Origin of the sequence: Nonomuraea gerenzanensis (genome assembly GCF_020215645.1) — a bacterium.
GTDB classification, from domain to species: domain Bacteria; phylum Actinomycetota; class Actinomycetes; order Streptosporangiales; family Streptosporangiaceae; genus Nonomuraea; species Nonomuraea gerenzanensis.
The window spans coordinates 3,889,579-3,915,497 of the sequence record NZ_CP084058.1 but is presented as its reverse complement, the minus strand read 5'-3'; the positions used below and the strand labels follow the sequence as shown (position 1 = coordinate 3,915,497).

Genomic DNA, 25,919 nt, shown 5'->3' with positions numbered 1-25,919 from the left:
GGTCAGAGGGCGTTTCCTGGAGGGCCCTCAGCCGGAGTGCGGCGGGTGGGGGGCCACGGCGGAGCGTAAGGGATGGGCCTGGGGCGGCCGGACGTGACGGAGACTGGCTCACGCGGCCGGACGTGACGGAGAAGCATCACGCACGGGCTGTGCAGCGGCGAGGCCACCCACCGCGGTGCGGCGGGTGGCCTCGTAACCACAACAGCAGCGCCTCACGACCGGCGGCGCGCCGTGATCGCGTCAGTGCGCGTGGGAGACGGCGGAGCCGATCGTGTGGACGCGCAGGGCGTTGGTCGAGCCAGGCGTGCCGGGAGGCGAGCCGGCCACGATGACCACCTTGTCGCCCTTCTCCAGCCGCCCCAGCGACAGCAGCGACGCCTCCACCTGCCGCACCATGTCATCGGTGTGGTGCACGAACGGCACGTGGAACGTCTCCACCCCCCACGTCAGCGACAGCTGCCCGCGCACGTGCGGCGCGGAGGTGAAGGCGAGCAGCGGGATCGGCGAGCGGTAGCGGGCCAGCCGCCGCGCAGTCTCGCCCGACATCGTGAACGCCACCAGCGCCTTGGCCCCCACGATGGCCCCCACCTCGGCCGCGGCGCGGGCGATGGCGCCGCCGGTGGTCTCCGGCATGCGCTCCAGGGTGTGGGTGGCGTGCAGCGAGGACTTCTCCGCGGCGCAGGCGATGCGGTCCATTGTGGAGACGGCCTCGATCGGGTAGTTGCCGACCGAGGTCTCGCCCGACAGCATGACCGCGTCGGCGCCGTCCATGACGGCGTAGGCGACGTCGGAGGCCTCGGCGCGGGTGGGGCGCGGGGCGTTCATCATCGAGTCGAGCATCTGGGTGGCGACGATGACCGGGCGGGCCTTCTCGCGGCACAGCTCGATGATGCGCCGCTGCACGATCGGCACCTGCTCCAGGGGCAGCTCGACGCCGAGGTCGCCGCGGGCGACCATGATGCCGTCGAAGGCCTCGACGATGTCGGGGAGGCGGTCGACGGCCTGCGGCTTCTCGATCTTGGCGAGCAGCGGCAGCCGGACGGCCTCCTGCTCCATGATGTTGCGCACCACGTCGGCGTCGGACGGGCGGCGGACGAAGGACAGGGCGATCATGTCGAAGCCGGTGCGCAGCGCCCAGCGCAGGTCGGCCTCGTCCTTGTCGGTGAGCGCCGGGGCGCTGACGTTGACGCCCGGCAGGTTGAGGCCCTTGTTGTCGGAGATCATGCCGCCGATGACGACGCGGGTGGTGATGCGCTCACCGTCGACGCGGGTGGCCTCCAGCACGAGGCGACCGTCGTCGACGAGGATCGTGTCACCCGGACGGACGTCCTTGGGCAGCCCCTTGTAGGTGGTGGAGACCTGCTCGCGGTCACCCGGCACGTCCTCGGTGGTGATGGTGAAGACGTCACCGAAGCCCAGCCGGACGGGGCCCTCCTCGAACGTGCCGACCCGGATCTTGGGGCCCTGCAGGTCGGCGAGCACGCCTACACCGCGGCCGAGGTCGGCCGCCACCTCCTTGACCCGGTCGTAAACCTCTCTGTGCAGGTCATGATTGCCATGGCTGAGGTTGAACCGTGCCACGTCCATGCCCGCGGCGATCAGCTCGCGGAGACGTTCCTTGGACGATGTGGCGGGGCCTAGGGTGCAGACGATTTTCGCGCGACGAGTCACGAGTCCTACCTTAATTGGTACAGACCACTTGGCAGTCACTGACGACGGAGAACGTACCCGACGTAAGAGAACAGAACGAGAACGGCGACCCCAAGTCGCGCCAAGTTCGTGTACTCCTGTGGGTAGATCACGCCTTCGATGTAGTGGTCGATGAAGCCGCTGGCGGGTAACCCCTCCAGGCCCGCGCCACGGCGCGCCCAGTCCTCGGCGAGGGTGAGGGGGCACTCGACGCCGGTCGTGACCGAGAGCAGGCCCCAGGCGACCACGGCGAGGTGCGCCCAGATCGTACGCCGCCAGCGCCACGCGAGGAACCCGCCCACGGCCATGTAGACGAGAAAAGCGAAGTGCACCACCATCGCCGCGTCGGCCAGGAGCCGGTACGTCATGGTTCGACGGTAGCCGCCTTCCAGGCGTCCACGATGCCGTGCCCGTAGAATCCGTTGTCGGCCGGGCCGCCCTCGCAGTCGTGCGTCTCGGTCTGCCCGAAGACCTTGTAGACGTACTGGCGCGGCGTGGGGCAGGCCTTCTGCGTGGCGGTCTTGTAGAGCAGCTGCTCGACCGTCGCCGGGGCCAGCTCCAGCCCGCCCTTGCCCGGCTTGCCGAAGCGGCTGACGAGGATCGCCGCGACGCCGGCCGCGTGCGGCGAGGCCATCGAGGTGCCTTCGAGGTACTGATAGTAGGAGCAGGTGCCACCGGTGCAGTCCTTGACCACGTCGGTGCCCTTGGGCTCGCCCTTGGCGTCGATGCGGCCGGAGGCGCGCAGCACGTGCTCGGGCGCGGCCGCCAGGATCGACCGGGTGGCCTGCGTCCCCTGCCCGTCGAGCACGTCGCCGCCGGGCGCCGACACGTCGGTCTGCTCGTCGCCGTAGTCGCTGTAGACGGCCTTGCGACCGGAGGGGCCGAGTGCGGAGACGGAGATGACGCCGTCCGACTCGGCGGGCACGTTGAGGCAGGAGTTGTCGACCCGCCGCTCCTTCTCGTCGCCCTTCGGGTAGCCGGGGCTCTGCTTGTCCACCTGGGGGCGGCCGAGGTCGGTGGAGCCGTTGCCGAGCGCGGAGATCAGCGTGACGCCGCGCTGCCTGGCGTAGTCGAGCGCGCGTTGCATGCCGGTGATGATGGCCTGCTGTTCGAGCTGCTGCTTCTTGGTGTCGGAGGGGTTGTTCGCGCAGTTGAACAGCCAGGGGTCGACGAAGTAGCTCATGTTCACCACGTCCACGCCGATGTCGCCGGCGTAGGTGAGCGCGTCGAGGCTGGGCTTGAGGAAGAAGAAGCCGGAGTCCTGGCCCGCCCTGATGTTCACGATCTGCACGCCGGGCGCGACGCCGGCGATGCCGATGCCGTTCAGCGGGGAGGCGATGGTGCTGGCCACGTGGGTGCCGTGGCCGTCGTCGTCCACGTCCACGCCGTCCTTGCAGCCGGACGCCTCGCAGGGGCCGTCGAGCGTCTCGCCGTACTCGTCCTTGGGCTTGTCGGTGACGAAGTTGCGGCTGAGCTCGCGGTTGAAGTTGGGGGCGAGGTCGGGGTGCCTGCCGTCCACGCCGGTGTCGATGACGCCGACGAGGACCTGCTTGCTGCCGGGCGCCTTGGCGTTGGCGCGGTCGGCGCCGATCATGCGCATGTCCCACTGGCGGCTCGCCAGCGGCTCGCCCCGCTTCGTGGTGAACGACTTCTCGTCGGGGAACGCGGCGGGGCGGGTGGAGAGCTTTCCGGTACGGGCGGCCTGCGTGGTGGTGCGGGCGGTGGCCGGGGTGGCAGGGCCGGAGGTGGCGTAGCCGATGCGGCGGTCCGGGGAGACGCCGACGATGGCCGGGTCCGCGCCCACGGCCTCCTCGAAACCGGCGCCGGAGCCGGCCGCCATCAGGTAGCCGAGCCTGGTGTCGGCGGAGACCGCGGTGCCGCCGGCGCGCTCGACGGCGGCCTCGGCCTGGTGCCGCTTGCCGTAGTCGTAGAAGACCAGGAACTCGGCGCGCGACGTGGCGGCCTCCCGGGTCGCGGACGGCGTGCAGGCGCCGAGCGCCACCACGGCGGCCAGCGCCGTCATGCCCGAGGCGACCCGCCGCATTCTTCCCCCATCCGCCGACTTGCCGCAGAACCTGAATCTTCCCGACAGGAATCCCCTGATGCAACTTAGTGGTGAAATTTCGGTCGATAGACGACGAAGCGGACCTCCAGGGGAAGCCCGCTCCGTCCACGCCCCCGGCCCCGGCGCCGGAAGGTCAGCGGGTGTGTTCGAGCGTGACCCCGCCCATGATCACGCTGCGCGGCATCGGCCGCCTCAGGAACTCGTGCGGGAACCCCAGGTCCACCCGGCTGGCCTCGGCCAGCCTGGCGCGCTGGTCGTCGCTGAGCCGCACGTCCAGCGCGCCCAGGTTGTCCTCCAGCTGGGCGAGCGTGCGGGCTCCGACGACGGGCGCCGTGACACCCGGCTCCAGCAGCGCCCAGGCCAGCGCCACCTGCGACGGCGTGGTGCCCAGCTCCTCGGCCACGCCCTTGACGACGTCGGCGATGCCGAGCGAGCGCTCGGTGAGCGAGCCGTTGGCCGCCGCCACGTTCTTGCGCGTGCCCGCCGGATCGGCGGAGATCTCGTGGGCCAGGTCCGCACGGGTGTACTTGCCGGTGAGCACGCCGCTGCCCAGCGGCGACCACGGGATCACGCCGAGCCCCAGCTCCCGCGCCATCGGGATCAGGTCGCGCTCCCCCGTCCGCTCGATCAGGCTGTACTCGATCTGCAGGGCGATCAGCGGCGACCAGCCCCGCAGGTCGGCGATGGCCTGCATGCGGGACACCTGCCAGGCGGGCGTGTCGGAGATGCCGGTGTAGAGCACCTTGCCGGCCCTGACGAGGTCGTCCAGGCCGCGCAGGATCTCCTCCACGGGCGTGGTGAAGTCCCAGGCGTGCAGGTAGAGCAGGTCGATGTAGTCGGTGCGCAGGCGGCGCAGGCTGGCCTCCACCGACTGCACCAGGCTCTTGCGGTGATTGCCGCCTGCGTTCGGGTCCCCGGGGCGCCTGCTCGCGCTGTACTTGGTGGCCAGCACGAGCTGCTCGCGCCGCCCCGCCGCGAACTCGCCCACCAGGGCCTCGGACGTGCCGTCGGTGTACTGGTTGGCGGTGTCGATGAAGTTGCCGCCGCGCTCGGCGTAGGCGTCGAAGATGCGGCGTGACTCGTCCTGGTCCGCGCCCCAGCCCCAGTCGGTCCCGAACGTCATCGTGCCCAGCGCCAGCGGCGAGACCCGCAGCCCGGAACGGCCCAGCAGGCGGTAGGTGTCGAGAGTGGTCATGCGTCCCAGCGTGCTCGGGCGGCGGGGCATGGGTAAGGGAAGGCTCTTCCTGGGATCAGCCGTCCCAGGCAGCGGTGAGGGACGGCACTGCCCGCCAGGCGGCCATTCCGGGCATCAGGTCGGGGCCGCGCTCCCCGGAGTCCGGGGCGGCGAGTCGGGGACGGCGCTCCTGGGAGTCCGGGGCGGCGGTGCGGGGCGTGCCGGCGGCCTTAAAATCGAGGCGATGAGCACCGTCGACCAGACCCGCGAGCTCGCCGCTTTCCTGCGGACGCGCCGCGAGCGCCTGCGTCCCGGCGACGTCGAGCTGCCTGCGCGCCGCGCCCACCGCCGCACGCCGGGGCTGCGCAGGGAGGAGGTCGCGGAGCTGGCCGGCGTGAGCGTCGACTACGTGACCCGCCTGGAGCAGGGCCGCGGCCTGCGCCCCTCCCCCGAGGTGCTGGAGGCGCTGGCAGGCGCGCTGAGGCTGAGCGAGGACGAGCGGCGCTACCTGTTCGACCTGGCCCAGCAGCGACCGGCCAGCAGGCCCGAGCGCGAGGGCCCCGCCGACGACGAGGCAGGCCCGCTGTCCCGGCTGGTCCTGGACCTGTCGCCGCTGCCCGCCATGGTGGTCAACCACCGCTTCGACATCATCGCCTGGAACCCCGAGATGGCCGGGCTCATGCTCGACTTCGGCACGCTGCCGCCGAGGCAGCGCAACAGCCTGTGGTTGTGCATGCTCCACCCCGGCCTCGGCGACTTCTTCCGCGACAGGGAGCGCACGATCCGGGAGGGCATCGCCGACCTGCGGGCCTCCTGGGCCGCTCATCCCGACGACAAGGGCCTGGCGGACCTGGTGGAGGAGCTGACCTCGGGCAACGAGGAGTTCGCCCGGCTGTGGGCGATGCGCGACGTGCGGGTCAACGCCAGAGGGCGGAAGCGGCTGCGGCACGCCGCGGAAGGGCCGCTGACGGTGGAGTACGAGGTGCTGGCTCCGCTGCAGGCGCCCGGTCAGCGGCTGGTGATCTACCGGGCCGCGGACCCGGACTCCCAGCGGGTGCTCGACGCGATCGCACGCGCCTGTGCGGCCTGACCACGCGGACGGTCAAGAGGGTGCGCGTAACGGCGGCCGGCCCCGTGCGGGCTCAGCGGGCGTCTTCCTGGAGGTCCTCAGCACCGTACGGCGGGTGGCGGTGACCTTGGCTGTGCCGTGAAGTATGGCCTTGAAGTGGAGTACGGCCTTGAAGTGAAGTACGGCCTGGAAGTGAAGTACGGCCTGGAAACACGACAGCGGCCCGGACGAACCGGGCCGCGTCGAGATGGCGTCAGACGAGCGGACGTGCGGTGGGCAGAATCGGATAAGGCAGGGCGGTGTCGCCGGTGAGGAAGCGGTCGACGCCGGAGGCGGCGGCGCGTCCCTCGGCGATGGCCCACACGATCAGCGACTGCCCGCGCCCCATGTCACCCGCCACGAAGACGCCGTCCACCTTGGACATGTACGTCTTGTCGCGCGCCACGTTCCCCCTGGCGTCGTAGAAGCCGTCACCGGCGACCTCCGCCAGGTCCTGCAGCAGCGAGCCCTTCTCCGGCCCGACGAAGCCCATGGACAGCGTCACCAGCTCGGCCGGGATCTCGCGCTCGGTGCCCGGGATCGGCTTGAAGCCGTTCTGCGGCCCCTCGACCTCGACCAGCCGCAGCGCCCGCACGTTGCCGTCGGCGTCGCCGACGAACTCGGTGGTGGACACGGCGTACACGCGCTGCCCGCCGCCGTCCGCCAGCTCCTCGTGCGCGCTCTCCATCTTGAACAGGATGGGGAACGTCGGCCACGGCTGGCTGCCGGGCCTGGACCTGGGCGGCTGCGGCATGATCTCCAGCTGGGTGACGGACTTGGCGCCCTGCCGGATCGCGGTGCCGATGCAGTCGGCGCCGGTGTCGCCGCCGCCGATGACGACGACGTGCTTGCCCTCGGCCGAGATGGGCGAGACCGCGTAGTCGCCCTCCTGGACCTTGTTGGACAGCGGCAGGTACTCCATCGCCTGGTAGACGCCCTTGAGCTCGCGCCCGGTCACCGGCAGGTCGCGCCACTGGGTGGCGCCGCCGGACAGCACCACGGCGTCGAACTGCTCGCGCAGCTCGGCGGCCGTGATGTCGACCCCGACGTTCACGCCGGTGCGGAACTCGGTGCCCTCGGCCCGCATCTGCTCCAGGCGGCGCTCGATGTGCCGCTTCTCCATCTTGAACTCGGGGATGCCGTAGCGCAGCAGCCCGCCGATGCGGTCGGCCCGCTCGAACACGACCACGTCGTGCCCGGCGCGGGTGAGCTGCTGGGCGGCGGCGAGCCCCGCCGGGCCCGAGCCGACGACCGCGACCTTCTTGCCGGTCCTGACGGCCGGCGGCTGCGGGGCCACCCAGCCCTCGGCGAACGCGCGGTCGATGATCTCGACCTCGACCCGCTTGATCGCCACCGGGTCGGAGTTGATGCCGAGCACGCACGCCGCCTCACACGGAGCCGGGCAGAGCCTGCCGGTGAACTCCGGGAAGTTGTTGGTGGCGTGCAGCCGCTCGATCGCCTCGCGCCAGTCGGTGCGGTAGACCAGGTCGTTCCACTCGGGGATGAGGTTCCCGAGCGGGCAGCCGTTGTGGCAGAACGGGATGCCGCAGTCCATGCAGCGGGCCGCCTGCTTGGTCAGCTTCTCCTGCGAGAAGTCCTGGTAGACCTCGCGCCAGTCGCTGATGCGGACGTCCACGGGGCGGCGCGCCGGCAGCTCCCTGTCGTGCGTGAGAAAACCCTTCGGGTCAGCCATTCGGTACGCCTCCCTTATCCCTTAACCGCGGCCGCCATGACGGCCTCGTCGATGTCCCGGCCCTCGATGCGGGCGGCCTCGGCGGCCTCCAGCACCCTCTTGTAGTCGGTCGGCATGATCTTGCCGAACCTGGTGAGCGCCGCGTCCCAGTCGGCCAGCAGCGCCTTGGCGACCGGCGAGCCGGTCTCCGCGAAGTGCTTCTCGACGGTCTCCTTGAGGAACTCGGCGTCCTGCTCGGTGAGCGCCTCGATGGCGACCATCTCGCGGTTGACCCGCTCGGGCTTGAGATCCAGCAGGTACGCGATGCCGCCCGACATGCCGGCCGCGAAGTTGCGCCCGGTCTGTCCGAGCACCACGACCTTGCCGCCGGTCATGTATTCGCAGCCGTGGTCGCCCACGCCCTCCACGACCGCCGTGGCGCCGGAGTTGCGCACGCAGAACCGCTCGCCCACGACACCCCGGACGAACACCTCGCCTGACGTGGCCCCGTACAGGGCGACGTTGCCGGCGATGATGTGGCCGTCGAGCGGGGCCTCGTCGTGCGGCCGGACGGTGATCCGCCCGCCGGACAGGCCCTTGCCGAGGTAGTCGTTGGCGTCGCCGGTCAGCCGCAGCGTGATCCCGCGCGGCAGGAACGCGCCGAACGAGTTGCCCGCCGAGCCGGTGAACGAGATGTCGATCGTGTTGTCGGGCAGGCCCTTGCCGCCGTGCCGCCGGGTGACCTGGTAGCCGAGCATGGTGCCGACCGTGCGGTTCACGTTGCGGATGGGCAGCTCCAGCGTGACCGGGGTGCCGTCGTTGATGGCGCCCTCGGCGAGCTGGATGAGCGTGTTGTCGAGCGCGTGCTGCAGCCCGTGGTCCTGCTCCACCGTGCGGCGCAGCGGGGTGCCCGCGGGCAGCTCCGGCTGGTGCAGGATCGGCGACAGGTCGAGGCCGCTGGCCTTCCAGTGGTTCTCCGCCGCGGTCATGTCGAGCATCTCGACGTGCCCGATCGCCTCGTCGAGCGAGCGGAAGCCCAGCTCGGCGAGGTACTCGCGGATCTCCTCGGCGATGAACTCGAAGAAGTTCACCACGAACTCGGGCTTACCGGTGAAGCGCTTGCGCAGCTCGGGGTTCTGCGTGGCCACGCCCACCGGGCAGGTGTCGAGGTGGCAGACGCGCATCATCACGCAGCCGGAGACGACCAGCGGAGCGGTGGCGAAGCCGTACTCCTCGGCGCCCAGCAGCGCGGCGATGACCACGTCGCGGCCGGTCTTGAGCTGACCGTCCACCTGCACCACGATGCGGTCGCGCAGGTCGTTCAGCAGCAGCGTCTGCTGGGTCTCGGCCAGGCCGAGCTCCCACGGGGCGCCCGCGTGCTTGAGCGACGTCAGCGGCGAGGCGCCGGTGCCGCCGTCGTGCCCGGAGATGAGCACCACGTCGGCGTGCGCCTTGGACACCCCGGCCGCGACCGTGCCGACACCGACCTCGGCGACCAGCTTCACGTGGACCCTGGCCTCCGGGTTGGAGTTCTTCAGGTCGTGGATGAGCTGGGCCAGGTCCTCGATCGAGTAGATGTCGTGGTGCGGCGGCGGCGAGATGAGGCCGACGCCGGGCGTGGAGTGCCGGGTCTTGGCGACCCACGGGTAGACCTTGTGGCCGGGCAGCTGGCCGCCCTCGCCGGGCTTGGCGCCCTGGGCCATCTTGATCTGCAGGTCGTCGGCGTTGACCAGGTACTCGGAGGTGACGCCGAACCGGCCCGAGGCCACCTGCTTGATCGCCGACCGGCGGGCCGGGTCGTACAGGCGCTCGGGGTCCTCGCCGCCCTCGCCGGTGTTGGACTTGCCGCCGAGCCGGTTCATCGCGATGGCGAGCGTCTCGTGCGCCTCCATCGAGATGGAGCCGTACGACATCGCGCCCGTGGAGAACCGCTTGACGATCTCCGAGACGGGCTCGACCTCCTCGATGGGGATCGGGTTGCCCTTGCGCAGCTTGAACAGGCCACGCAGGGTCATCAGCCGCTCCGACTGGGAGTCCACCAGGTCGGTGTACTCCTTGAAGATCTCGTAGCGGCGGGTCCTGGTGGCGTGCTGCAGCTTGAAGACGGTCTCGGGGTTGAACAGGTGCGGCTCGCCCTCGCGCCGCCACTGGTACTCCCCGCCGACCTGGAGCTTGCGGTGGGCGTTCTCCACGCGCGGGTAGGCGTGGCGGTGCCGCTGCGCGACCTCCTCGGCCAGCACGTCGAAGCCGACGCCGCCGAGGCGGGAGGTGGTGCCGGTGAAGCAGGAGTCGATGACCTCCTGGCTCAGGCCGAGCGCCTCGAAGATCTGCGAGCCGGTGTAGGAGGCCACCGTGGACACGCCCATCTTGGACATGACCTTGATGACGCCCTTGCCGTAGGCCTTGATCAGGTTGCGGACGGCCTTGTGCTTGTCGAGCTGCAGCACGCCCGTGTCGACCAGGTCCTCGATCGTCTCGATCGCGAGGTACGGGTTGATCGCGCCGGCGCCGTAGCCGATCAGCAGCGCCATGTGGTGGCACTCGCGCGCCTCGCCCGTCTCGATGACCAGGCCGATCTTGGTGCGGGTCTTCTCCTGGATCAGGTGGTGGTGCACCGCGCCGGTGAGCAGCAGCGCCGGGATCGGGGCGAGCGCGTCGGAGGAGCCGCGGTCGGACAGCACGAGGATGCGCGCGCCGTCGGCGATCGCCTTGGACGCCTCGGCCCTGATCTCCTCCAGCCGCCGCAGCAGCGCCTGGCCGCCGCCGGCGACCTCGTACAGGCCGCTGATGACGTACGGGTGGAAGCCCGGCAGGTCGTGCTCGTCGTTGATGTGGATGATCTTGGCGAGCTCGTCGTTGTCGATCACCGGGTACGGCAGCACGAGCTGGCGGCAGGAGCTGGGCCCCGGGTCCAGCAGGTTGCCCTCCGGCCCGATCGTGCTGGCCAGCGAGGTGACCAGCTCCTCGCGGATGGCGTCCAGCGGCGGGTTGGTGACCTGCGCGAACAGCTGCGAGAAGTAGTCGAACAGCAGGCGCGGCTTCTCGCTCAGCACGGCGACAGGCGTGTCGGTGCCCATCGAGCCGATCGGCTCCTGGCCGCTCTTGGCCATCGGCGACAGGATGATGCGCAGCTCTTCCTCGGTGTAGCCGAAGGTCTGCTGCCGCTTGACGAGCGCCTCGTGGGTGGGGATCTCGCGGCGGCGGGTGGGGAGCTCCTCGAAGCGGACGAGCCCGGCGTGCAGCCAGTCGTTGTACGGCAGCTCGGCGGCGAGCTCGGCCTTGATCTCGTCGTCCTCGATGATCTTGCCGCGGGCGGTGTCGATGAGGAACATCCGGCCCGGCTGCAGGCGGCCCTTGCGGACCACGTCCTCGGGCTTGATGTCCAGCACGCCGGCCTCGGAGGCGAGCACGACCAGGCCGTCGGCGGTCACCCAGAAGCGTCCTGGGCGCAGGCCGTTGCGGTCGAGCACGGCGCCGGCCAGGGTGCCGTCGGTGAAGGTGATCGAGGCGGGGCCGTCCCAGGCCTCCATCATCGTGGAGTGGAACTCGTAGAAGGCCCGGCGCGCCGGGTCCATCTCGGTGTGGTTCTCCCACGCCTCGGGGATCATCATCAGGACGGCGTGCGGCAGGCTCCGGCCGCCGATGTGCAGCAGCTCGAGGGCCTCGTCGAAGCTGGCGGTGTCGCTGCCATCCGGGTCACAGATGGGGAAAAGTCGCGAAATATCGCCCGGAATGTGGGCGGAGGCCAGCATCGCCTCGCGAGCCCGCATCCAGTTGCGGTTGCCCTTGACCGTGTTGATCTCGCCGTTGTGGGCGATGTAACGGTACGGGTGGGCCAGCGGCCAGCTCGGGAAGGTGTTGGTGGAGAAGCGCGAGTGCACCAGCGCGATCGCGGTCTCGTAACGCTCGTCGCTCAGGTCGGGGAAGAACGGCTCGACCTGGTCGGGCGTGAGCATGCCCTTGTAGACGACCGTCCGCGACGACAGCGACGGGAAGTACACGTCGGCCTCGTGCTCGGCCCGCTTGCGCAGGCAGAACGCGAGCCGGTCCAGCTCCAGCCCCGTGCGCCCCTCGGGGTCGGACACGAAGAGCTGGGCGAAGTGCGGCATGACCGCCCGGGCGCTCGGCCCCGGCAGCTCCCGGTCGACCGGCGTCTCGCGCCAGCCGAGCACGGTCAGGCCCTCCTCGGCCGCGATCTCCTCGATCAGGCGCGTCGCGACGCTCCTGGCCTCGGCGTCGAACGGCAGGAAGGCGATGCCGGTGGCGTACGCACCGGCCTCGGGCAGCGTGAACGGCACGACCGCCCGGTAGAACCCATCGGGGATCTGCGTCAGGATCCCGGCTCCGTCGCCGGTGTCCGGCTCGCTACCCTTGGCCCCCCGATGATCAAGATTGCACAGCGCCGTCAGCGCCTTGACCACGATGCCGTGACCACGGCGCCCGGCGACGTCGGCAACCATGGCGACACCGCAGGCATCGTGCTCGTTGGCGGGGTGGTACAGGCCCTGGGGCTCGGGGAACCCGAGGTGGGCAGCAGGCATTGAATCCCTCCCGTCGTCTTCGTCTGTCTAGAACTGCTTCACAGGCGAGGGACGACGTTGGCCCTGCTGCATATCGTGGGTAGAGGTTACCTCACCCTGCCGGAATGGTGCCCGCCGCGTCCGCATTACGAACTTTTGCGCCCATCTCGACATCCGAACTCCCTATCCCAAACCCTGGGCGTGGCCACCGAAATTCCCGGTCCGTACAGCGATTTCCGCCAGCGGGAGCGAGTCCCCGCGAGCCGATAGGGTTTGGGCCATGGAGCGTGACGGGGTGGAGCGCCTGCTCATCGAGGCGGGGGCCGACAGCAGGCGGCTCAGGCACGCCCTGAGCCTGGTGTGCGACGGTCAGTGGTGGACCCTTCCGGATCTGGTCAGGGATACGGCCACGTCCCGGCGCACCATCGAGGCGCTGCTGCGCGAGCTGAGGCTGGAGCGCGACGGCGACCGTTTCCGCGTGCCCCTCGCCGACACGCCCGCCTACCAGGACCTCATCGCCGTCGCCCCGCCCCCCGAGGACCCGGTGGCCCACCTCCTGCCCCACTACACCCCCGTCCTCGACCGCCTCACCACCCTCATCGCCAAGGCCCCGCGCGCCCGCCACGTGCTCGACCACGTCTCCGCCACCCCCGAGACCGTCCTGCGCCGGGCCCTGCTGCTCGGGGCCCGCTTCTGGCTGCCGGGCTCGCGCCTGCTGTGCGTGGGCGACCACGACCTCACCTCGCTGGCGGTCAAGCTCGTCCATCCCGCGACGGACGTCACCGTGGTAGACGTGGACGACCGCATCCTGGCCTACATCGACGAGCAGCGCCTGGGCGTCCGCACCCGGTGGGCCGACCTGCGCCTCGGCCTGCCCTCCTCCGCCAAAGATCACGACCTCGCGCTCACCGATCCGCCGTACACGCCGGAGGGCACCGGCCTGTTCGTGGCGCGCGCCGTCGAAGGGCTCAAGGATGGGGGGCGGGTGCTGCTGGCTTACGGGGCCAGCGAGCGGACGCCGTTGCTGGCCTTCAAGGTGCAGCAGGAGTTGTCGGAGCTCAACCTTGCCTATGAGGCGATCTATCCCGATTTCAATCGGTATTTCGGGGCGGAGGCCATCGGGTCCGCTGCTGATCTCTACGTTCTTAGGCCCACCAGCAAGACCCGGCCGGCTGTGCAGTCGCGGCTGAGCCGGGTGACGACCGCGATCTACACGCAGGGGCCGCAGGCGGTGGAGAGCGCCGCGCGTGCGCTGGACGCCACGTCGGCGACTTCAGCGTCCGAAGCCGTGCAGGCTCCTCCAGCGTCACATGTCGCAGAAGCGACGCCGGACCCCAGCGCGGATCAGGCGCCGGCGGCCACGGGCGCGACGGAGGCGGGGGCGCTGGCGGGGTTCGAGGCCGACCTCCTGGTGGGCGACTGGCCCAAGTCCTTCACCCAGCCCCGCGTCAAGCTCTCCACCTGGCTCGCCAAGCCCTACGCCGCCGCACCCACCCGGGTGGCGGTGGCCGTCCCGCCCGGCCTGGAAGCCGCACTCCCCCGCCTCCTGCTGGCCTCCCGCGCCGCTCACCTGCGCCTCGTCGGCCCAGGCCTCCCGTCCCGCCTGCCCGCCGCCCTCTCCGCCGTGTACACGCTGGCGGAGGCGGGCGAGGGCGTCCTGGACGCCGTACGGCTGCCGCAGCCCGAGGCCGAGGTGGACACGGTCCTGCGCAGAATCCTGGACAACGGCCACGCCAAGCTGGCCAACACCTGGCGCGAGGCCCTCATCGCGCTCGCCAGGGCGCAGGGCACGACGCTGACCAAGAACGAGGCCCGCGTTCTGATCCGCGAGGCCGCCGACTGGTCCGACGACCTGACCCCGCTGGAAGCACCCCTCCACCGCCTCTCCGCCCTCCGGGAGGCGGTCGCCACCACGGTCAAGGCCCTGACGAGCACAACACCCTGAGAGGCGTTGCACCTGCGGCCCGTGAGCGATGCCGACACGCGCGGCCCCTGAGCGATCCCGGCCCGCGCGGCCCTGAAGCGATGCCGGCCCATGCGGCCGATGAGCGACGCCGACACGCACAGCCCCTGAGCGATCCCGGCCCGCGCGGCCCTGAAGCGATACCGGCCCGTGCGGCCCTGGAAGCCGGATGCGCGGGTTCAGGTGGCTGCGATGATGCGGCCCTGGACCGCGCGGCCGAGGCCGTCGAGGGCTACGAGCGCCGTGACCAGGTCCTCGGCCGCGACCAGGCCCTCAGCCGGGGCCTGGGCAGTGCCGCCGACCCAGCTCACCGTCACATAATGCCCCATCGCCCGGGCCTGCGCCCGGCTGCCGGCCGCCTCGAAGGCGATGTCCTGCCGTACGAACCCGTCCGTACGCAGCGCCGCCACCAGCGCGTCGGCCGCCCGCCCGTCGGCTAGGTTGAAGACGACGAACTGCCCCGCCATGGCCCCGCCCTGGTACATGGCCTGGAGCGCCTGCGTGCAGCCCGGTGCCGTGGCGCCCCAGAGAGCCTCGTCGCAGTCGGTGAATTCGCGTGTCCCCACCAGGCTCATCTTGCCCAGCGTCTTGGTGGCCCCGGTGAAGACCTCCTGGAGGGTCAGCGGGGAGGCGTCGTTCTGGCGGGTGTCGATGGCGGTGTAGAAGGCGGAGGTGGGTTCGGCGTGGAAGGTGGCGGGGCGGGGCTGCTCGCGGCCGAGCCACATCCAGCCGCCCACGCCGACGGCGGCGGCGATGAGGATGGCGGCCGCGATGAGGAGGATGCGCGCCTTCGGGCGTCCGCTCCGCTCGTCCTCCCAGGAACTGCCGGAGGTCTCCGCGGTGGAGTCGCGCTTGCCGGTGTTCGAGGCGGGCTTGCCGGTGTTCGAGGCGGGCTTGCCTGCGGAGGTGTCGGCTGCCTGCCTGCTTGAGAGGACCTCGGAGGCGGGCTGGCCGGACGTGGCGCTTGAGGCGTGATCGCCTGGCTTGACCGTCGCGTCCGGGCTTGGTGGGGATTCCGAGGCCGGGTGGCGCAGAGGGCCTCCTCGCGAGGCGGAAACGCCCGGCACGCTCGCCGGGGCCGCATCGCTCAACGGGCCGTCCGGGGCACGGTCGCCGGGAAGGTCGTCCGAGGCTGGGTCACGCGGGGCATGCGCGGCCGGGTCACGCCGAGCATGCGCGGCCGGATTGCGTGGGGCATGCGCGGCCGGGTTGTGTGGGGCATGCGCGGCCGAATCGTCGGGCGGGGTTGCTCCGGTGCTGGTGCGTGCCATCAGGAGGCCGCTCCCGTGATCGCGACGACCCGGCGGTAAACGGCCTTCTCCGCTCCGCGCAGGGCCAGCGTGAGCGAGACGAAGTCGTCCTTGGTGGTGGGCTCGGCGCCGTCCACCTTGCCGATCCAGACCAGGCCGACGTAGTGACCCAGCGCGTAGCCGCCCGCCTCCGAGTAGCCGCCGCCGGGGAAGGAGGCCTTGGTGGAGGTCAGGGGCCGGGCCCAGCCGCCGCGGTAAAGGGTCTTCAAAGACTCGACCAGCTCGGCCGCCGACTTGCCGTCCTTGAGGTTGAGTAGCGTGTACTGGCCGACGTACCGGCCGTCGGAACTGGCGTACAGGCCGCGGGCCGCCTGGGTGCACCCAGCGTCCGAGACCCGTTCGAGGAGGGTGCCACCCCACAGCGCCGCCGCACAGTCGGCGTCGAGCTGCTTGGCGACGAGCTTCAGCTTGAGCTTCTTGGTGACGGCGAGCTCGCCCTGGCTGAAGACCTCCTTCTCGGTCAGGGCCTTGGCGTCCTTGGCCCGCTCCGCCAGCGGGTCGAACAGCTTGGGCGAGCCCCACCCGTGGAACACCTGCGGCACCGCCGCGTCAGGGCCGAGCACGGCGGCGCTGGCCTGCCGTTCCGGCGAGTACGTGCCCAGGTTGGTGATCGCCACCATCAGACCCGTGCCGCCTGCCAGCACGGCCACGACCGTGGCGATGATGACCATCAGCCGCTGCTGTTCCGGGCGGAAACCCCAGTCGGTGAGCAGGGGGAGCTGCCAGTCCGAGCGTGGCGTGCGGCGTCGCTTGCTGGACGAGGCCACCTGCTGGCCGGCTCCGTCGCCTCTTCCCGGGTCGTCCTCTCCCCCAGGCCCCTTGCCTCTGCGGGCTCCCCTGCCCCTTCCCTTTCGGTCGCCTTGCGGGGCGTCGTCGTCCCATCCGGCGGCGTCGGGCTGATCAGCTCCGTCGGTGGTCTCGGCGGCGCGTCGGTCCTTGTTCGCGGAACGGCCTCCGCTGGGCTCGGCCATTCTTGCTCGTACGTTGGGAAGGTCTTTGGGGAGCCAGGTGCCACCGTCGGCGTCCAAGACCGACCAGATGTCGTCGTCGCCGCCAGGTGCGGCCGGCCTACCGGCGCTCTCGTTCTGCGTGGCCGGCCAACCGCTGCTGTCTCCGCCTGTTGCCGCCCAGCCGCTGCTGTCCGAACCCGTAGCCGCATGACTGCCGCTGTGCGAACCTGTAGCCGCATGACTGCCGCTGTGCGAACCCGTAGCCGCATGATTGCCACTGTGCGAACCCGCGGCCGGACGGTCACCGCCGCCCGAACCCGTGATCGACCTGGTGCCGGCGTCCGAACCCGCTGCCTGCCAGTCGCCGCCGGACGGCTCCGCGGAGCGGGCGCCGCGCGAGCGGGCCGCCCTCCGGCTGCTGCGAGTGCCCCCCGGCCGTCCGCTGCCCCCAGCGTCGGCCCCGGACCGGCCGCCGCCGGCCGCCGGCCAGCCACCGCCGTCCGTGCCGCTCGCGCCGTGGGAACCGCCCGGGCCACCGCCATGGGCACCGGACCCGGGCCAGCCGCCCCCGTCCGTGCCTCCCGCAGGCTGGCCGCCGCCCTGGCCACCGCTCTGAGCGCCGGCCACCGGCCAACCCGAGATGTCAGTGCCACCTACACCGTGATCGCCACCGGCGCGAGCCACCGGCCAACCGCTGATGTCGGCGCCGCCCACGCCGTGGTCACCACCGGCACGAGCCACCGGCCAGCCACTGGCGTCAGTGCCCGCAGCGCGGTGACCACCGCCGCCGTCGCCCGCCGGCCAGGCGTCATGGCCCTGCGTCTGGGAGTCACGCCCATTCGCGCCCGAAGCGCGGAAGCCGCGGCCATCGGTGCCTCCGGTGTGGAAGTCCCGGCCGTCCGCACCGCGGGTGTGAAAACCCTGACCGTCTGCACCCCGGGAGTGGAAGCCCTGGCCGTCCGTGCCCGGGCCGTGGAAGCTCCGGCCGTCCGGGCCGGTGGTGTGGTAGTTCTGGCCGTCAGCATCCCCGGGGTGAAAGCCCTGGCTGTCCAAGCCGTGAAAGCCCTGGCCGTCCGGGCCGGCCGCGTGGAAGCCCTGGCCGTCCGGGCCCGGGGCGTGGGTGCCGGGGGGCGGGGTGGCGCGGGTGCCTCGGATGCGGCTGGAGCGGTCGCCGTTGGATCGCCCGCCGCCGGATCCGGACGGGCCTCTGCGACGCGCCATCACAGCCCCGCCGCCCCGATCGAGGTGCCCACGGCGAACGTGACGCCCGCCGCCACGGCCCCCACCACGAGCTGGCGCAACCCTGAGTACCACCAGCTGCGCGCCGTCACGGCGGAGACCACCGCCCCCGCCGCGAACAGCGCCACCATCGAGACCCCCGCCGACACACCCAGCCCCTGGGCTCCGAACAGATACGGCAGCAGCGGCAGCACCGCGCCCAACGCGAACGACAGGAACGACGAGATCGCGGCCACCGTCGGCGACGGCAGCTCCCCCGGGACGACGCCCAGCTCGTTGCGGGTGTGGACCTCGAGCGCCCGGTCGGGGTGCGCCGAGATCTGCCTGGCCACCTCGGCGGCCAGGTCGGGCGTCACGCCCTTGTCGACGAACGTCTGGGCCAGCTCCGCCTGCTCGTCGTCGGGGTGGCGGGCCAGCTCGCGCCGTTCGACGGCGATCTCGGCCTGAGCCAGCTCGCGCTGGCTGGCCACCGAGACGTACTCGCCGCCCGCCATGGACAGCGCCCCGGCGGCGAGCCCGGCCACGCCGCCGAGGGCGATCACCCTGGTGTTGGTGGTGCCGCCCGCGACACCCGCGATGAGCGCGAAGTTCGACACCAGGCCGTCCATCGCGCCGAACACCGAGGGCCGCAACCAGCCTCCGGTGACGTCACGATGTCGGTGGTGGATCTCCGCGCGACCGTTCATCGCGAGTTCTTCTCCTTCGTCACGGGCTCGGCGTCGGAAAGCTCCGCCCGGTCGTCGTCAGCATCGGCGTCGGAAGCCGTGTCGGTGGCCGTGTCGGCGGCCGTGTCGGCGGCCGTGCCGGCGGCCGTGCCGGCAGGGGCTCCGGCGCCCGGGTCGGCGGCCGCTTCCGCCTTCGCCGGGGGCTCCTCGTCCGAGGTGGACTCAGCCTTCGGGGCAGCCCCTTCCTGGTCCGGTTCCGAGCCCGAGGTCCCGTCCTTCTCCGGCGTCTCCTGCTCGGGCGTGTCGATGTCGGCCTGGCCGGAGGAATGAGCCGGGTCAGGGTCGTAGTGGGACGACGGCGAGACGACGATCTCCTCGCCCGTCTTGTTCCTGGTGGCCCAGAAGTACACCAGCGCCCCCACGAACAGCACGATCGAGGTCCACTGGTTGATCCGCAGGCCGAGGAACTCCACCGCGTGGTCCACCCCGCCGACGGGGTCGATGCGCAGCCCCTCGATCCAGAAGCGGCCGAGGGTGTAGCCGGCGACGTAGAGCGCGAACAGCCGCCCGTGGTGCAGCGCGAGGCGGCGGCCCAGGTAGATGAGCGCGAAGCCGAGCGCGACGTCCCACAGCGACTCGTACAGGAACGTCGGGTGGTAGAGGACGCCGGGCTCGCCGCCGTGGTCGACGTCGATCTCCAGGCCCCACGGGAGCGTGGTCGGCGAGCCGTACAGCTCCTGGTTGAACCAGTTGCCCCAGCGGCCGATGGCCTGCGCGAAGGCGATGCCGGGCGCGATCGTGTCGGCGAGCGCGGTCATGGACAGGCCGCGTCTGCGCGCGGCCCACCAGACGCCGACGCCACCGAGCGCGATCGCGCCCCAGATGCCGAGGCCGCCCTCCCAGATGTACAGGGCCTGGATCGGCTCCTTGATCGCGCGGCTGCCGAAGTAGGTCTGCCAGTCGGTGATGACGTGGTAGAGCCGGCCGCCGATCAGGCCGAAGATGACCGCGGGGACCGCGATGTCGATGATCGTCCCCGGCTCGCCACCGCGGGCGCGCCAGCGGCGCTCGCTCAGCCAGACGGCGACGACGACGCCGAGCACGATGCATAGCGCATAAGCCCGGATCGGGATGATTCCGAGATACCAGACCCCTTGGGAAGGGCTGGGAATCGAGGCAAGGGGCATGTCAGGTGAGGGTAGCGGAAGCGAGGCTACTTGGCGGCCCCCGTAATCTCATCGCGCAGTTGCGACGGACTGAACAGTACCTGATTGTCTATTTCTGTGCCGTTCAATTTCACTGTCGGCGTGTGGTCGAGCTTCTGCTCGTCGCTGATCTTCTTGCTGTACGCGAGGTGCGCCTGGGCGTTCTTGTTGGACGCGACACACTGGTCGAAGCCGGGCGAGCTCACCCCCGCCTCCTTGCCCCACTGCTGGAGCTGGTCGACCTTGAAACCCTCCTCGGTCTCCGAGGGCTGGTTGGCGAAGAGCAGGTCGTGGAAGGCCAGCCACTGCTTGCCGTCGGCGACGCACCTGGCGGCGTTGCCCGCGCGTACGGAGTTGGACTTGGTCGGCTCCTGGGAGAAGATCGTGATCGGGTGGAAGACGACCTTGGCCTTGCCCTCTGCGGCGAGGTTCTTGAAGGTCTGGCCGCTGACGCGCTCCAGCTCCTTGCAGGCCGGGCACTGGAAGTCCTCGTAGATGTCGACGACGGGCGCGGTGACGCCGGCCTTGGCCATCACGGCGGTGCCGTCGGCCTGCACGGTGACGGGCGCGAGGGCGCCGGTGGCCTCCTCCGAGCGGGAGATGCTGGCGGCGTACCACCAGCCGAGCCCGACCGCGGCCACCGCGACGGCGCCCGCGGTCACGTACGTGATCGTCTTGCGGCGCTTCTCCCTGGCCCGCTGCTCGGCCTGCTGCGCCTTGATCTTCTCGCGCGCCGACTGAGACTTCGTCTTCGTCCGCTCACCCTTGCTCATCAGTCGTCCCCCTCGTCCTCATCATGAGTATCGCCCCCGAGCCCGAGGGCCCCGTCGAGCGCGAAGCGGCCCGGCGGGAAACGCGCGACCCACGCGCCGAGCAGCACGAGGCCGAAGTCGCGCAGGATGTCGAGCAGGTAGGTCGGCTCCTGCCCGGCTCCGAGCTGGCCGCCGCCGCCGAAGCAGCCGCAGTCGATCCGCAGGCCCTTCGCCCACGCCCAGCCGATGCCGAAGACGAACGCGAACATGAGCAGCGCGGCGATCACCGCGGCCACCCTGGTCAGCAGACCGACGACCAGCAGCACGCCGACCACGATCTCCAGGATCGGCAGGGCGTAGCCCACCGCGACGGCGATCGATTCTGGCAGCAACTGGTAGGCCTTGACCGCCACGACGGAGTCGGCCGGGTTACCGATCTTGAGCGCACCCGCCGCGATCAGCACCCCGCCCAGCACCAAACGGGCGACGGTCGTCACCCAGGGTATCGCCGATCTCGCCCAAGGTGACGGTAGTGACGCGGCCACAAGCGTTCTCCTCTGTCTCTGCGCCGGAATGCGCACAGTACCCGGAGTCCATCGCATCACGTCGCGGATAAGCATCAGTTAAGCGAGTTTTCCGCCTCCGAGCAGGGAGGGTCGCCGCATTGACCGACCAGAGCCGATGAACCGCCCGGACAGCCACGGACCCCGCCGAAGGGACACGGACTCAGGAGCAGCCGAAGCGGGCCTCGCCCCAGTCCGCGTGATCGTTGCCGATGCCGTCACCCGCGTCCCCGGCCACGAGGTCCACGTACCGGGCGCCCGTCACGTCGGCACTCAGCTCGTACGCGGCGTCGGCGGCCCGCAGCACGGGACTGCGCGCCTTCTCCACCCCATCGGCCACGACGCCGAACTCCACCGACCCCCGCACGGTCTGCACGTCGTCAACACCGACGAAAGCCGTGAACGACGTACACCGCCCTCCTAGAGAGAAACGCACTTGAGCCCGCGCATGCGTGCCGAGCCCCTTGTCGAACGCCCGCCCGCCGATGACGATCGGCCCGCCGTCGGCCGCCCCGGTGTCCCCGTTGGACCGGTCGCGCTCCACCGGCCCCCACCCGTTGACCGCGCTGACCCACTCCAGGTCACTGGCGTAGGCGTCGGCCGCGGGCGGCGGCGGAAGCGTGCGCACGGAGACGGCGGCGATCAGCGTCCTGGCCGCTCCCCCGACGGTGTAGGCGGCGGTGGCGGCCAGCTCGTACGTCCCGTACGGCGCGTCGGCGGGCGGAGTGACGCGCCACGTCGTGGCCAGCGCCTGGCCGGGCTCCACGGTCCCGCCGCCGTCGCCCTGCGCCGTCCAGCCCTCGGGCACCTCCATCCGCACCGCCACGTCCTGGACCGCCACCTCTTCGAGGTTCGTGAACGTCACGGTGACCTCACCGGCGGCCCCCTGCTCGAACACCGGTGAGGCGGGCGTCACCGCCAGCGTCCCGCACGCCTGGGCGTCCTGAGCGGGCCCGAGGTCGGTGACGGCGAAGTCGTCGAGGACGAAGTCGGCCCCGGCCGCCTCCGGCTGCAGCGAGCGCAGCCCCACCCACACCTCGCCGCACCCGGCCACCACCCGCTCGCTGAACCGGGCGGTCTCCCGCTGCTCGGGGATCGGCGTGCGGCGCGTCTCCACGGCGGCGCCGCCCCGGTCGTAGCCGGTGACCCACTGGTAGGTGCCGGCCAGCGCGTTCTGGTAGGCGAACGACACCTCGTACGCGTGCCCTGGCCCGAACCACGCCGTCTGCGGCACCGTACGGTAGATCAGGCCCTGACGCTCCTCGTGCGCCTTCAGCGACCACTCGCCGTTCAGCACGTCGTCCACCGTCTTGCCGTTCCAGCCGGCCTGCGTGTACGGCTCGTGCCGCTCGGCCAGGTGCGTGCGCGCGTCGAACGACCCGCCCGCGTCCCCCTTCACGAACGGCCCCCATCCGGGCTCCACCGACTCGAACGTCTCCACCGCGCCGACCGGCTCCCGCTCGAAGACGCGGACGTCGTCCACCCGCACCTCCCCCTCACCCGCCGCCGCGCTGATCCGCAGCACGGTGGCCGTCGACGCCGCGGTGAACGTCACCTTCACCCGCTGGAAGAAGGTGTCGTGCTTCTCGTCGGAGGCCATGTAGTTCCTGGCCGTGGAACGCGACATCGTCACGGACCGCCCGCCCGCCTCCAGCGTGGTCGCGCGGGTGGCGCCCGGCTGCACCTCGACGAACGCCGACGCGGTGTAGGTCCGGCCCGGCCGCAGGCCCCGGAGTGGCTGCTCGAGCCGCGCCTGCGGGCCCGCGCCGAGCAGCGCCACCCGCTGGCCCAGGGCGTTGCGCTGCACGTTCACAGGCCCGCTGGTGGTCCAGCCGGGCAGGCTGTCGCCGTTGAACCCGGGGTCGCGCACGCCGCTGCCCTGACCCCATCCGGGATCGGCCTGCCTGGGCGCCTTGCCGGGATAGAGCACGTACGCGACGCCCGCCTTCGCCCGCAGGGTGATCTTCCCGGCCGACGGGGTGACCGTGCCCACCGGGACGCGGCCCTGGTCGGTGAGCTCGTACACGCTCATCGCCCGGTCGGCCTCCCACGTGGTCTCGCCGCCCGCCGCGTTGTAGTGGTAGAAGCGGCCCTTCCACGGCAGCAGGTAGGTGCCGCCGTCGAGCACCTTGCGCCCGCCGGCGTACAGCTCGCGCCTGCCGTCCCGGTATGTGCCGCGCACGCCTCCCGCGAACACGATCTCGTCGGCGTTCCAGTCCGTGATCGGGTGCTGCTGGAGGAACTTGACCGGCAGGTTGTGCTCCCAGATGTTGCGCTGAAAGGCGGTGAAGTCGTTCTCCGCCGTCCAGCCCTCGAACTCGACGATGCGGGCGTTGCCCAGGATCGGATGGGCGTTCCAGACGTCCTTCTCGTGGTTGCGGACGAACCGGATGATCTGCGAGTTCAGCCCCTTGTTGGTGACGCCGCCGTAGTTGAGGTCGTTGGCCCAGTGTGCCCACAACGAGGAGCGTTCGAGCTTGTCCGACCACTCCGTGGTGACCTGCCAGCCCTGCGCGCGCAGCTCGGCCAGCGTGCGGTCCGCGACCCAGCCGAAGGGCCGGAAGACGTCCACGTACAGCACCGCGAGGTTCCTGTCCGTCTCCTCGCGCAGGCGGGCGAGGCGTCCGGCGAGCGTGCCTCTGGTCAGGTCGCCGCGCTGGTCGATCAGGTACGCCTGGTCGAGCCAGTTCCAGCCCTTGGCGTCCTTGTTCACGAGCTGCTCGTCGAAGCTCTTCGCCTCGGGGTAGGCCTCGGTGGCGTTGACGTGCACGCCGAACGTGGCGTTCCACGCCCGGCCCGCCGCCACCAGGGTGTTGAGGTCGGCGAGGCCGCCCGCGCGGCGGTTGTAGTTGCCGCCGTAGTCGGGGTGCGCGGAGTCGTGCCCCTCCGACTGGTACCCCTTGAGCAGCGCGAGCTGCCCGAGCCCGTCGGTGGCCAGCGCGATGCGCTTGACGTCGTCCAGCGTGCGCAGGAACGGGTGGGCGGCCTGGCTGGAGAAGTTGAACGGGATGTGCGTGACCACCCGGTCCCTGGTCTGCCCGGCGCCGAGCGCCTTGATCGCGATGCCGCGGAACGCGATCGCGCCGTCCTGCCAGTCGAGCGTGCCGTCGCCGTTCGCCTCCGGGGTGACCACGATCCTGGCCCACGGGCGTTCCTCCGTGAACGGCGAGCCGCTCGCGCGGTGCGTCCACTGGCCGCTCCAGACGCCCACCCGTACCGTGCCGTCCTGGTCCTTCCTGGCCTGGTGCCAGAGCCTGGCGGCGTCCCTGTCGGTCGCGCCTGACGCGCGGTCGTAGGTCGAGTTCGTCTCGACGGCCGCGGCCAGGCGGTCGGTGTGCACGATCGCGTACGTGGCTCCGACCGGCGTCTCCTCCGCCGGCGTGTCCGCGGTGACCTGGGCGAAGACGTCGGCGGTGCGGGTGGAGTTCGGGTCCAGGCGGGTGAACGCGGTGGCCGCGCCGGGGTGGGCGCTGGACACGGACACCAGGTCGTGGCCCGGCAGGTCGATGGTGCCGACCCTGAACGCCTCGGTGTCGGTCACCTCGTCGATCGCGAACGTCGTCACCCTGCCCCTGACGCCGATGCTGGCCCGGAGTGCGACGCCGTCGCCGAGGTCGAGCCGGTAGCGGGCGGTGGCGCCGTCGTCAGCGGTCAGCCGTACCTGGGCGGGTCTGGGCGAGCCGTTGATCACCACGGCGGGCACTCCCGTGCTGCCGCCGAGCGTGGCGCCGCTCGCGCGGTCGGTGTAGCGCAGGACGCGCGGGAAGGCCGGGTCCAGCTCCACGCGCAGGGCCGCCGACGCGATCGTGATCGGCTCGGCCACCTGGGCGGGGGTGGGCGGCAGGTTCTGCGCGGTCGGGCTGGGCGGCGGCGCGCCGGTGGGCCGGGGCTCCGGGGAGGGCAGCTCGTAGGTGGGGGTCGGCTCCGGCCCGGGCGGTGCCTGCTCCGGGTTCGCCGCAGAAGCCGCGGACGCGGCGAGCGCGGGCGAGGCGCCAGTCGCGGAGCCGGTGGGCGGCGGAAGTGAGGCGGCAGCCGCGGCGGAAGGCGGCGGTGTCGTGGCGGCGGCGGGCGGCGGTGGCGGAGCGGCCGTGGCCGTGAGGGCGAGGGCTGCTGCGAGTAACAGGGGACGCATGACCCGTCCTTTCGGGACCGTCTGACATAGACGGTAAAGCGCGGCCCCCCGTTGGGGAACCGCGCTTTCAGGTCAACGAGCCGGCCTCAGCGACGCACGCCCCTGGCCATGTCACGGGCCAGCGTCCCGATGGACTCCCGCCCGGCGGCCTCGTCGGGCGCGTCGAGGATGCGGCGGATGAACGCCGACCCCACGATCACCCCGTCGGCATAGGTGGCCACCTCGGCCGCCTGCGCCCCCGTGCCGACCCCCAGCCCCACGCACACCGGCAGATCGGTGTGCGCCTTGGTCCGCTTGACCAGGCCCTCGGCCGCGACGTTGACGGTCTCCCTGGCGCCGGTGACGCCCATCAGCGACGCCGCGTACACGAAACCGGTGCAGCAGTCGACGACGGCCTTGATGCGCGCCTCGGTCGAGCTGGGCGCGACCAGGAACACCGTGTCGATGCCCGCCGCCGCGGACGCCTCCCGCCACGGCTCCGACTCCTCGGGCGTCAGGTCGGGCGTGATCGTGCCCACGCCGCCCGCGTTGGCCAGGTCACGGGCGAACCGGTCGGCGCCGTACTTGTCGATCGGGTTCCAGTACGTCATGACGAGTGTGGCGGCGCCGGTGGCGGCCACGCCCTCGACCGTGCGCATCACGTCGGCGATGCGGGTGCCGTTGGTCAGCGACCTGTGCACCGCGTCCTGGATGGTGGGGCCGTCCATCAGCGGGTCGGAGTAGGGCAGGCCGATCTCGATGACGTCGCAGCCGGCCTCCACCAGGGCCGCGGCGGCGGCGACGTCACCACCCTTGGTGGGGAAGCCGGCGGGCAGGTAGCCGACGAGCGCGGCCCGGTTGTCCGCCTTCGCCTTGGCGAAAACCGTCTGAAGAGTCGTCATGTCTGTCCGTTTCGAAGGTCGAGTCCTCCCA

At 71.4% G+C, this 25,919-nt stretch carries 16 protein-coding genes; 2 read left to right on the top strand and 14 right to left on the bottom strand.

The genetic code is table 11. The annotated features are described in order from the left end of the window. Positions 1-240: 240 nt before the first annotated feature. The 4 genes from pyk to LCN96_RS18745 all read right to left on the bottom strand — a co-directional run bounded on the left by pyk (position 241) and on the right by LCN96_RS18745 (position 4,949). On the bottom strand, positions 241-1,671 hold the full coding sequence (gene pyk / locus LCN96_RS18760) for a pyruvate kinase (protein WP_148441547.1): 1,431 nt from the start codon (positions 1,669-1,671) through the stop codon (positions 241-243). Between the two features lie 35 nt (positions 1,672-1,706). Continuing rightward, on the bottom strand, positions 1,707-2,057 hold the full coding sequence (locus tag LCN96_RS18755; RefSeq protein ID WP_225274079.1) for a DUF2784 domain-containing protein: 351 nt from the start codon (positions 2,055-2,057) through the stop codon (positions 1,707-1,709). Further along, positions 2,054-3,733, bottom strand: coding sequence for a S8 family peptidase (locus LCN96_RS18750; RefSeq protein ID WP_225274078.1), 1,680 nt, complete (start codon positions 3,731-3,733; stop codon positions 2,054-2,056). The genes LCN96_RS18755 and LCN96_RS18750 overlap by 4 nt, the downstream gene beginning before the upstream one ends. A gap of 154 nt (positions 3,734-3,887) precedes the next feature. Further along, positions 3,888-4,949: an aldo/keto reductase gene (locus tag LCN96_RS18745; RefSeq protein ID WP_225274076.1), complete on the bottom strand. Its 1,062-nt coding sequence runs from the start codon at positions 4,947-4,949 to the stop codon at positions 3,888-3,890. Positions 4,950-5,172: 223 nt separating this feature from the next. Here LCN96_RS18745 and LCN96_RS18740 point away from each other — a divergent pair, with 223 nt between their 5' ends. Beyond that, positions 5,173-6,018, top strand: coding sequence for a helix-turn-helix transcriptional regulator (locus LCN96_RS18740; RefSeq protein WP_225274075.1), 846 nt, complete (start codon positions 5,173-5,175; stop codon positions 6,016-6,018). A gap of 232 nt (positions 6,019-6,250) precedes the next feature. Here the strand turns inward: LCN96_RS18740 and LCN96_RS18735 are convergent, their stop codons facing one another. Both LCN96_RS18735 and gltB read right to left on the bottom strand, forming a co-directional pair. Next, positions 6,251-7,729: a glutamate synthase subunit beta gene (locus LCN96_RS18735; RefSeq protein ID WP_225274073.1), complete on the bottom strand. Its 1,479-nt coding sequence runs from the start codon at positions 7,727-7,729 to the stop codon at positions 6,251-6,253. 14 nt (positions 7,730-7,743) lie between these two features. Next, a complete protein-coding gene (gene gltB / locus LCN96_RS18730; RefSeq protein WP_225274071.1) occupies positions 7,744-12,249 on the bottom strand; it encodes a glutamate synthase large subunit in 4,506 nt (1,501 codons plus the stop codon). Positions 12,250-12,508: 259 nt separating this feature from the next. Between gltB and LCN96_RS18725 the strand changes: the two genes are divergently transcribed. Continuing rightward, complete coding sequence (locus tag LCN96_RS18725) at positions 12,509-14,173, top strand: bis-aminopropyl spermidine synthase family protein (protein WP_225274070.1); 1,665 nt, start codon at positions 12,509-12,511, stop codon at positions 14,171-14,173. Between the two features lie 197 nt (positions 14,174-14,370). On the opposite strand, the gene LCN96_RS18720 is transcribed toward LCN96_RS18725, so the two are convergent. The 8 genes from LCN96_RS18720 to trpA all read right to left on the bottom strand — a co-directional run bounded on the left by LCN96_RS18720 (position 14,371) and on the right by trpA (position 25,888). Beyond that, positions 14,371-15,282, bottom strand: coding sequence for a hypothetical protein (locus LCN96_RS18720; RefSeq protein ID WP_225274068.1), 912 nt, complete (start codon positions 15,280-15,282; stop codon positions 14,371-14,373). A 179-nt stretch (positions 15,283-15,461) separates the two neighbouring features. Continuing rightward, on the bottom strand, positions 15,462-16,268 hold the full coding sequence (locus LCN96_RS18715; RefSeq protein WP_225274066.1) for a hypothetical protein: 807 nt from the start codon (positions 16,266-16,268) through the stop codon (positions 15,462-15,464). Positions 16,269-17,671: 1,403 nt separating this feature from the next. After that, positions 17,672-18,376 carry a VIT1/CCC1 transporter family protein gene (locus LCN96_RS18710; protein ID WP_225274064.1) on the bottom strand — a complete coding sequence of 235 codons (705 nt, stop codon included), beginning with the start codon at positions 18,374-18,376 and terminating at the stop codon, positions 17,672-17,674. Then, positions 18,373-19,542, bottom strand: coding sequence for a prolipoprotein diacylglyceryl transferase (lgt, locus tag LCN96_RS18705; RefSeq protein WP_225274063.1), 1,170 nt, complete (start codon positions 19,540-19,542; stop codon positions 18,373-18,375). The genes LCN96_RS18710 and lgt overlap by 4 nt, the downstream gene beginning before the upstream one ends. A 26-nt stretch (positions 19,543-19,568) precedes the next feature. After that, the gene (locus LCN96_RS18700; protein WP_225274061.1) at positions 19,569-20,333 is read right to left on the bottom strand and encodes a DsbA family protein; all 765 of its coding nucleotides are present in this window, start codon (positions 20,331-20,333) and stop codon (positions 19,569-19,571) included. After that, a complete protein-coding gene (locus LCN96_RS18695) occupies positions 20,333-20,809 on the bottom strand; it encodes a MauE/DoxX family redox-associated membrane protein (RefSeq protein ID WP_225274059.1) in 477 nt (158 codons plus the stop codon). Before LCN96_RS18695 ends, LCN96_RS18700 begins: the two co-directional genes overlap by 1 nt. Before the next feature lie 229 nt (positions 20,810-21,038). Then, complete coding sequence (locus LCN96_RS18690; RefSeq protein ID WP_225274057.1) at positions 21,039-25,007, bottom strand: endo-alpha-N-acetylgalactosaminidase family protein; 3,969 nt, start codon at positions 25,005-25,007, stop codon at positions 21,039-21,041. An 86-nt stretch (positions 25,008-25,093) separates the two neighbouring features. Next, positions 25,094-25,888, bottom strand: a complete 795-nt coding sequence (trpA, locus tag LCN96_RS18685) for a tryptophan synthase subunit alpha (RefSeq protein ID WP_225274055.1) — start codon at positions 25,886-25,888, stop codon at positions 25,094-25,096. Between the last annotated feature and the right edge of the window lie 31 nt (positions 25,889-25,919).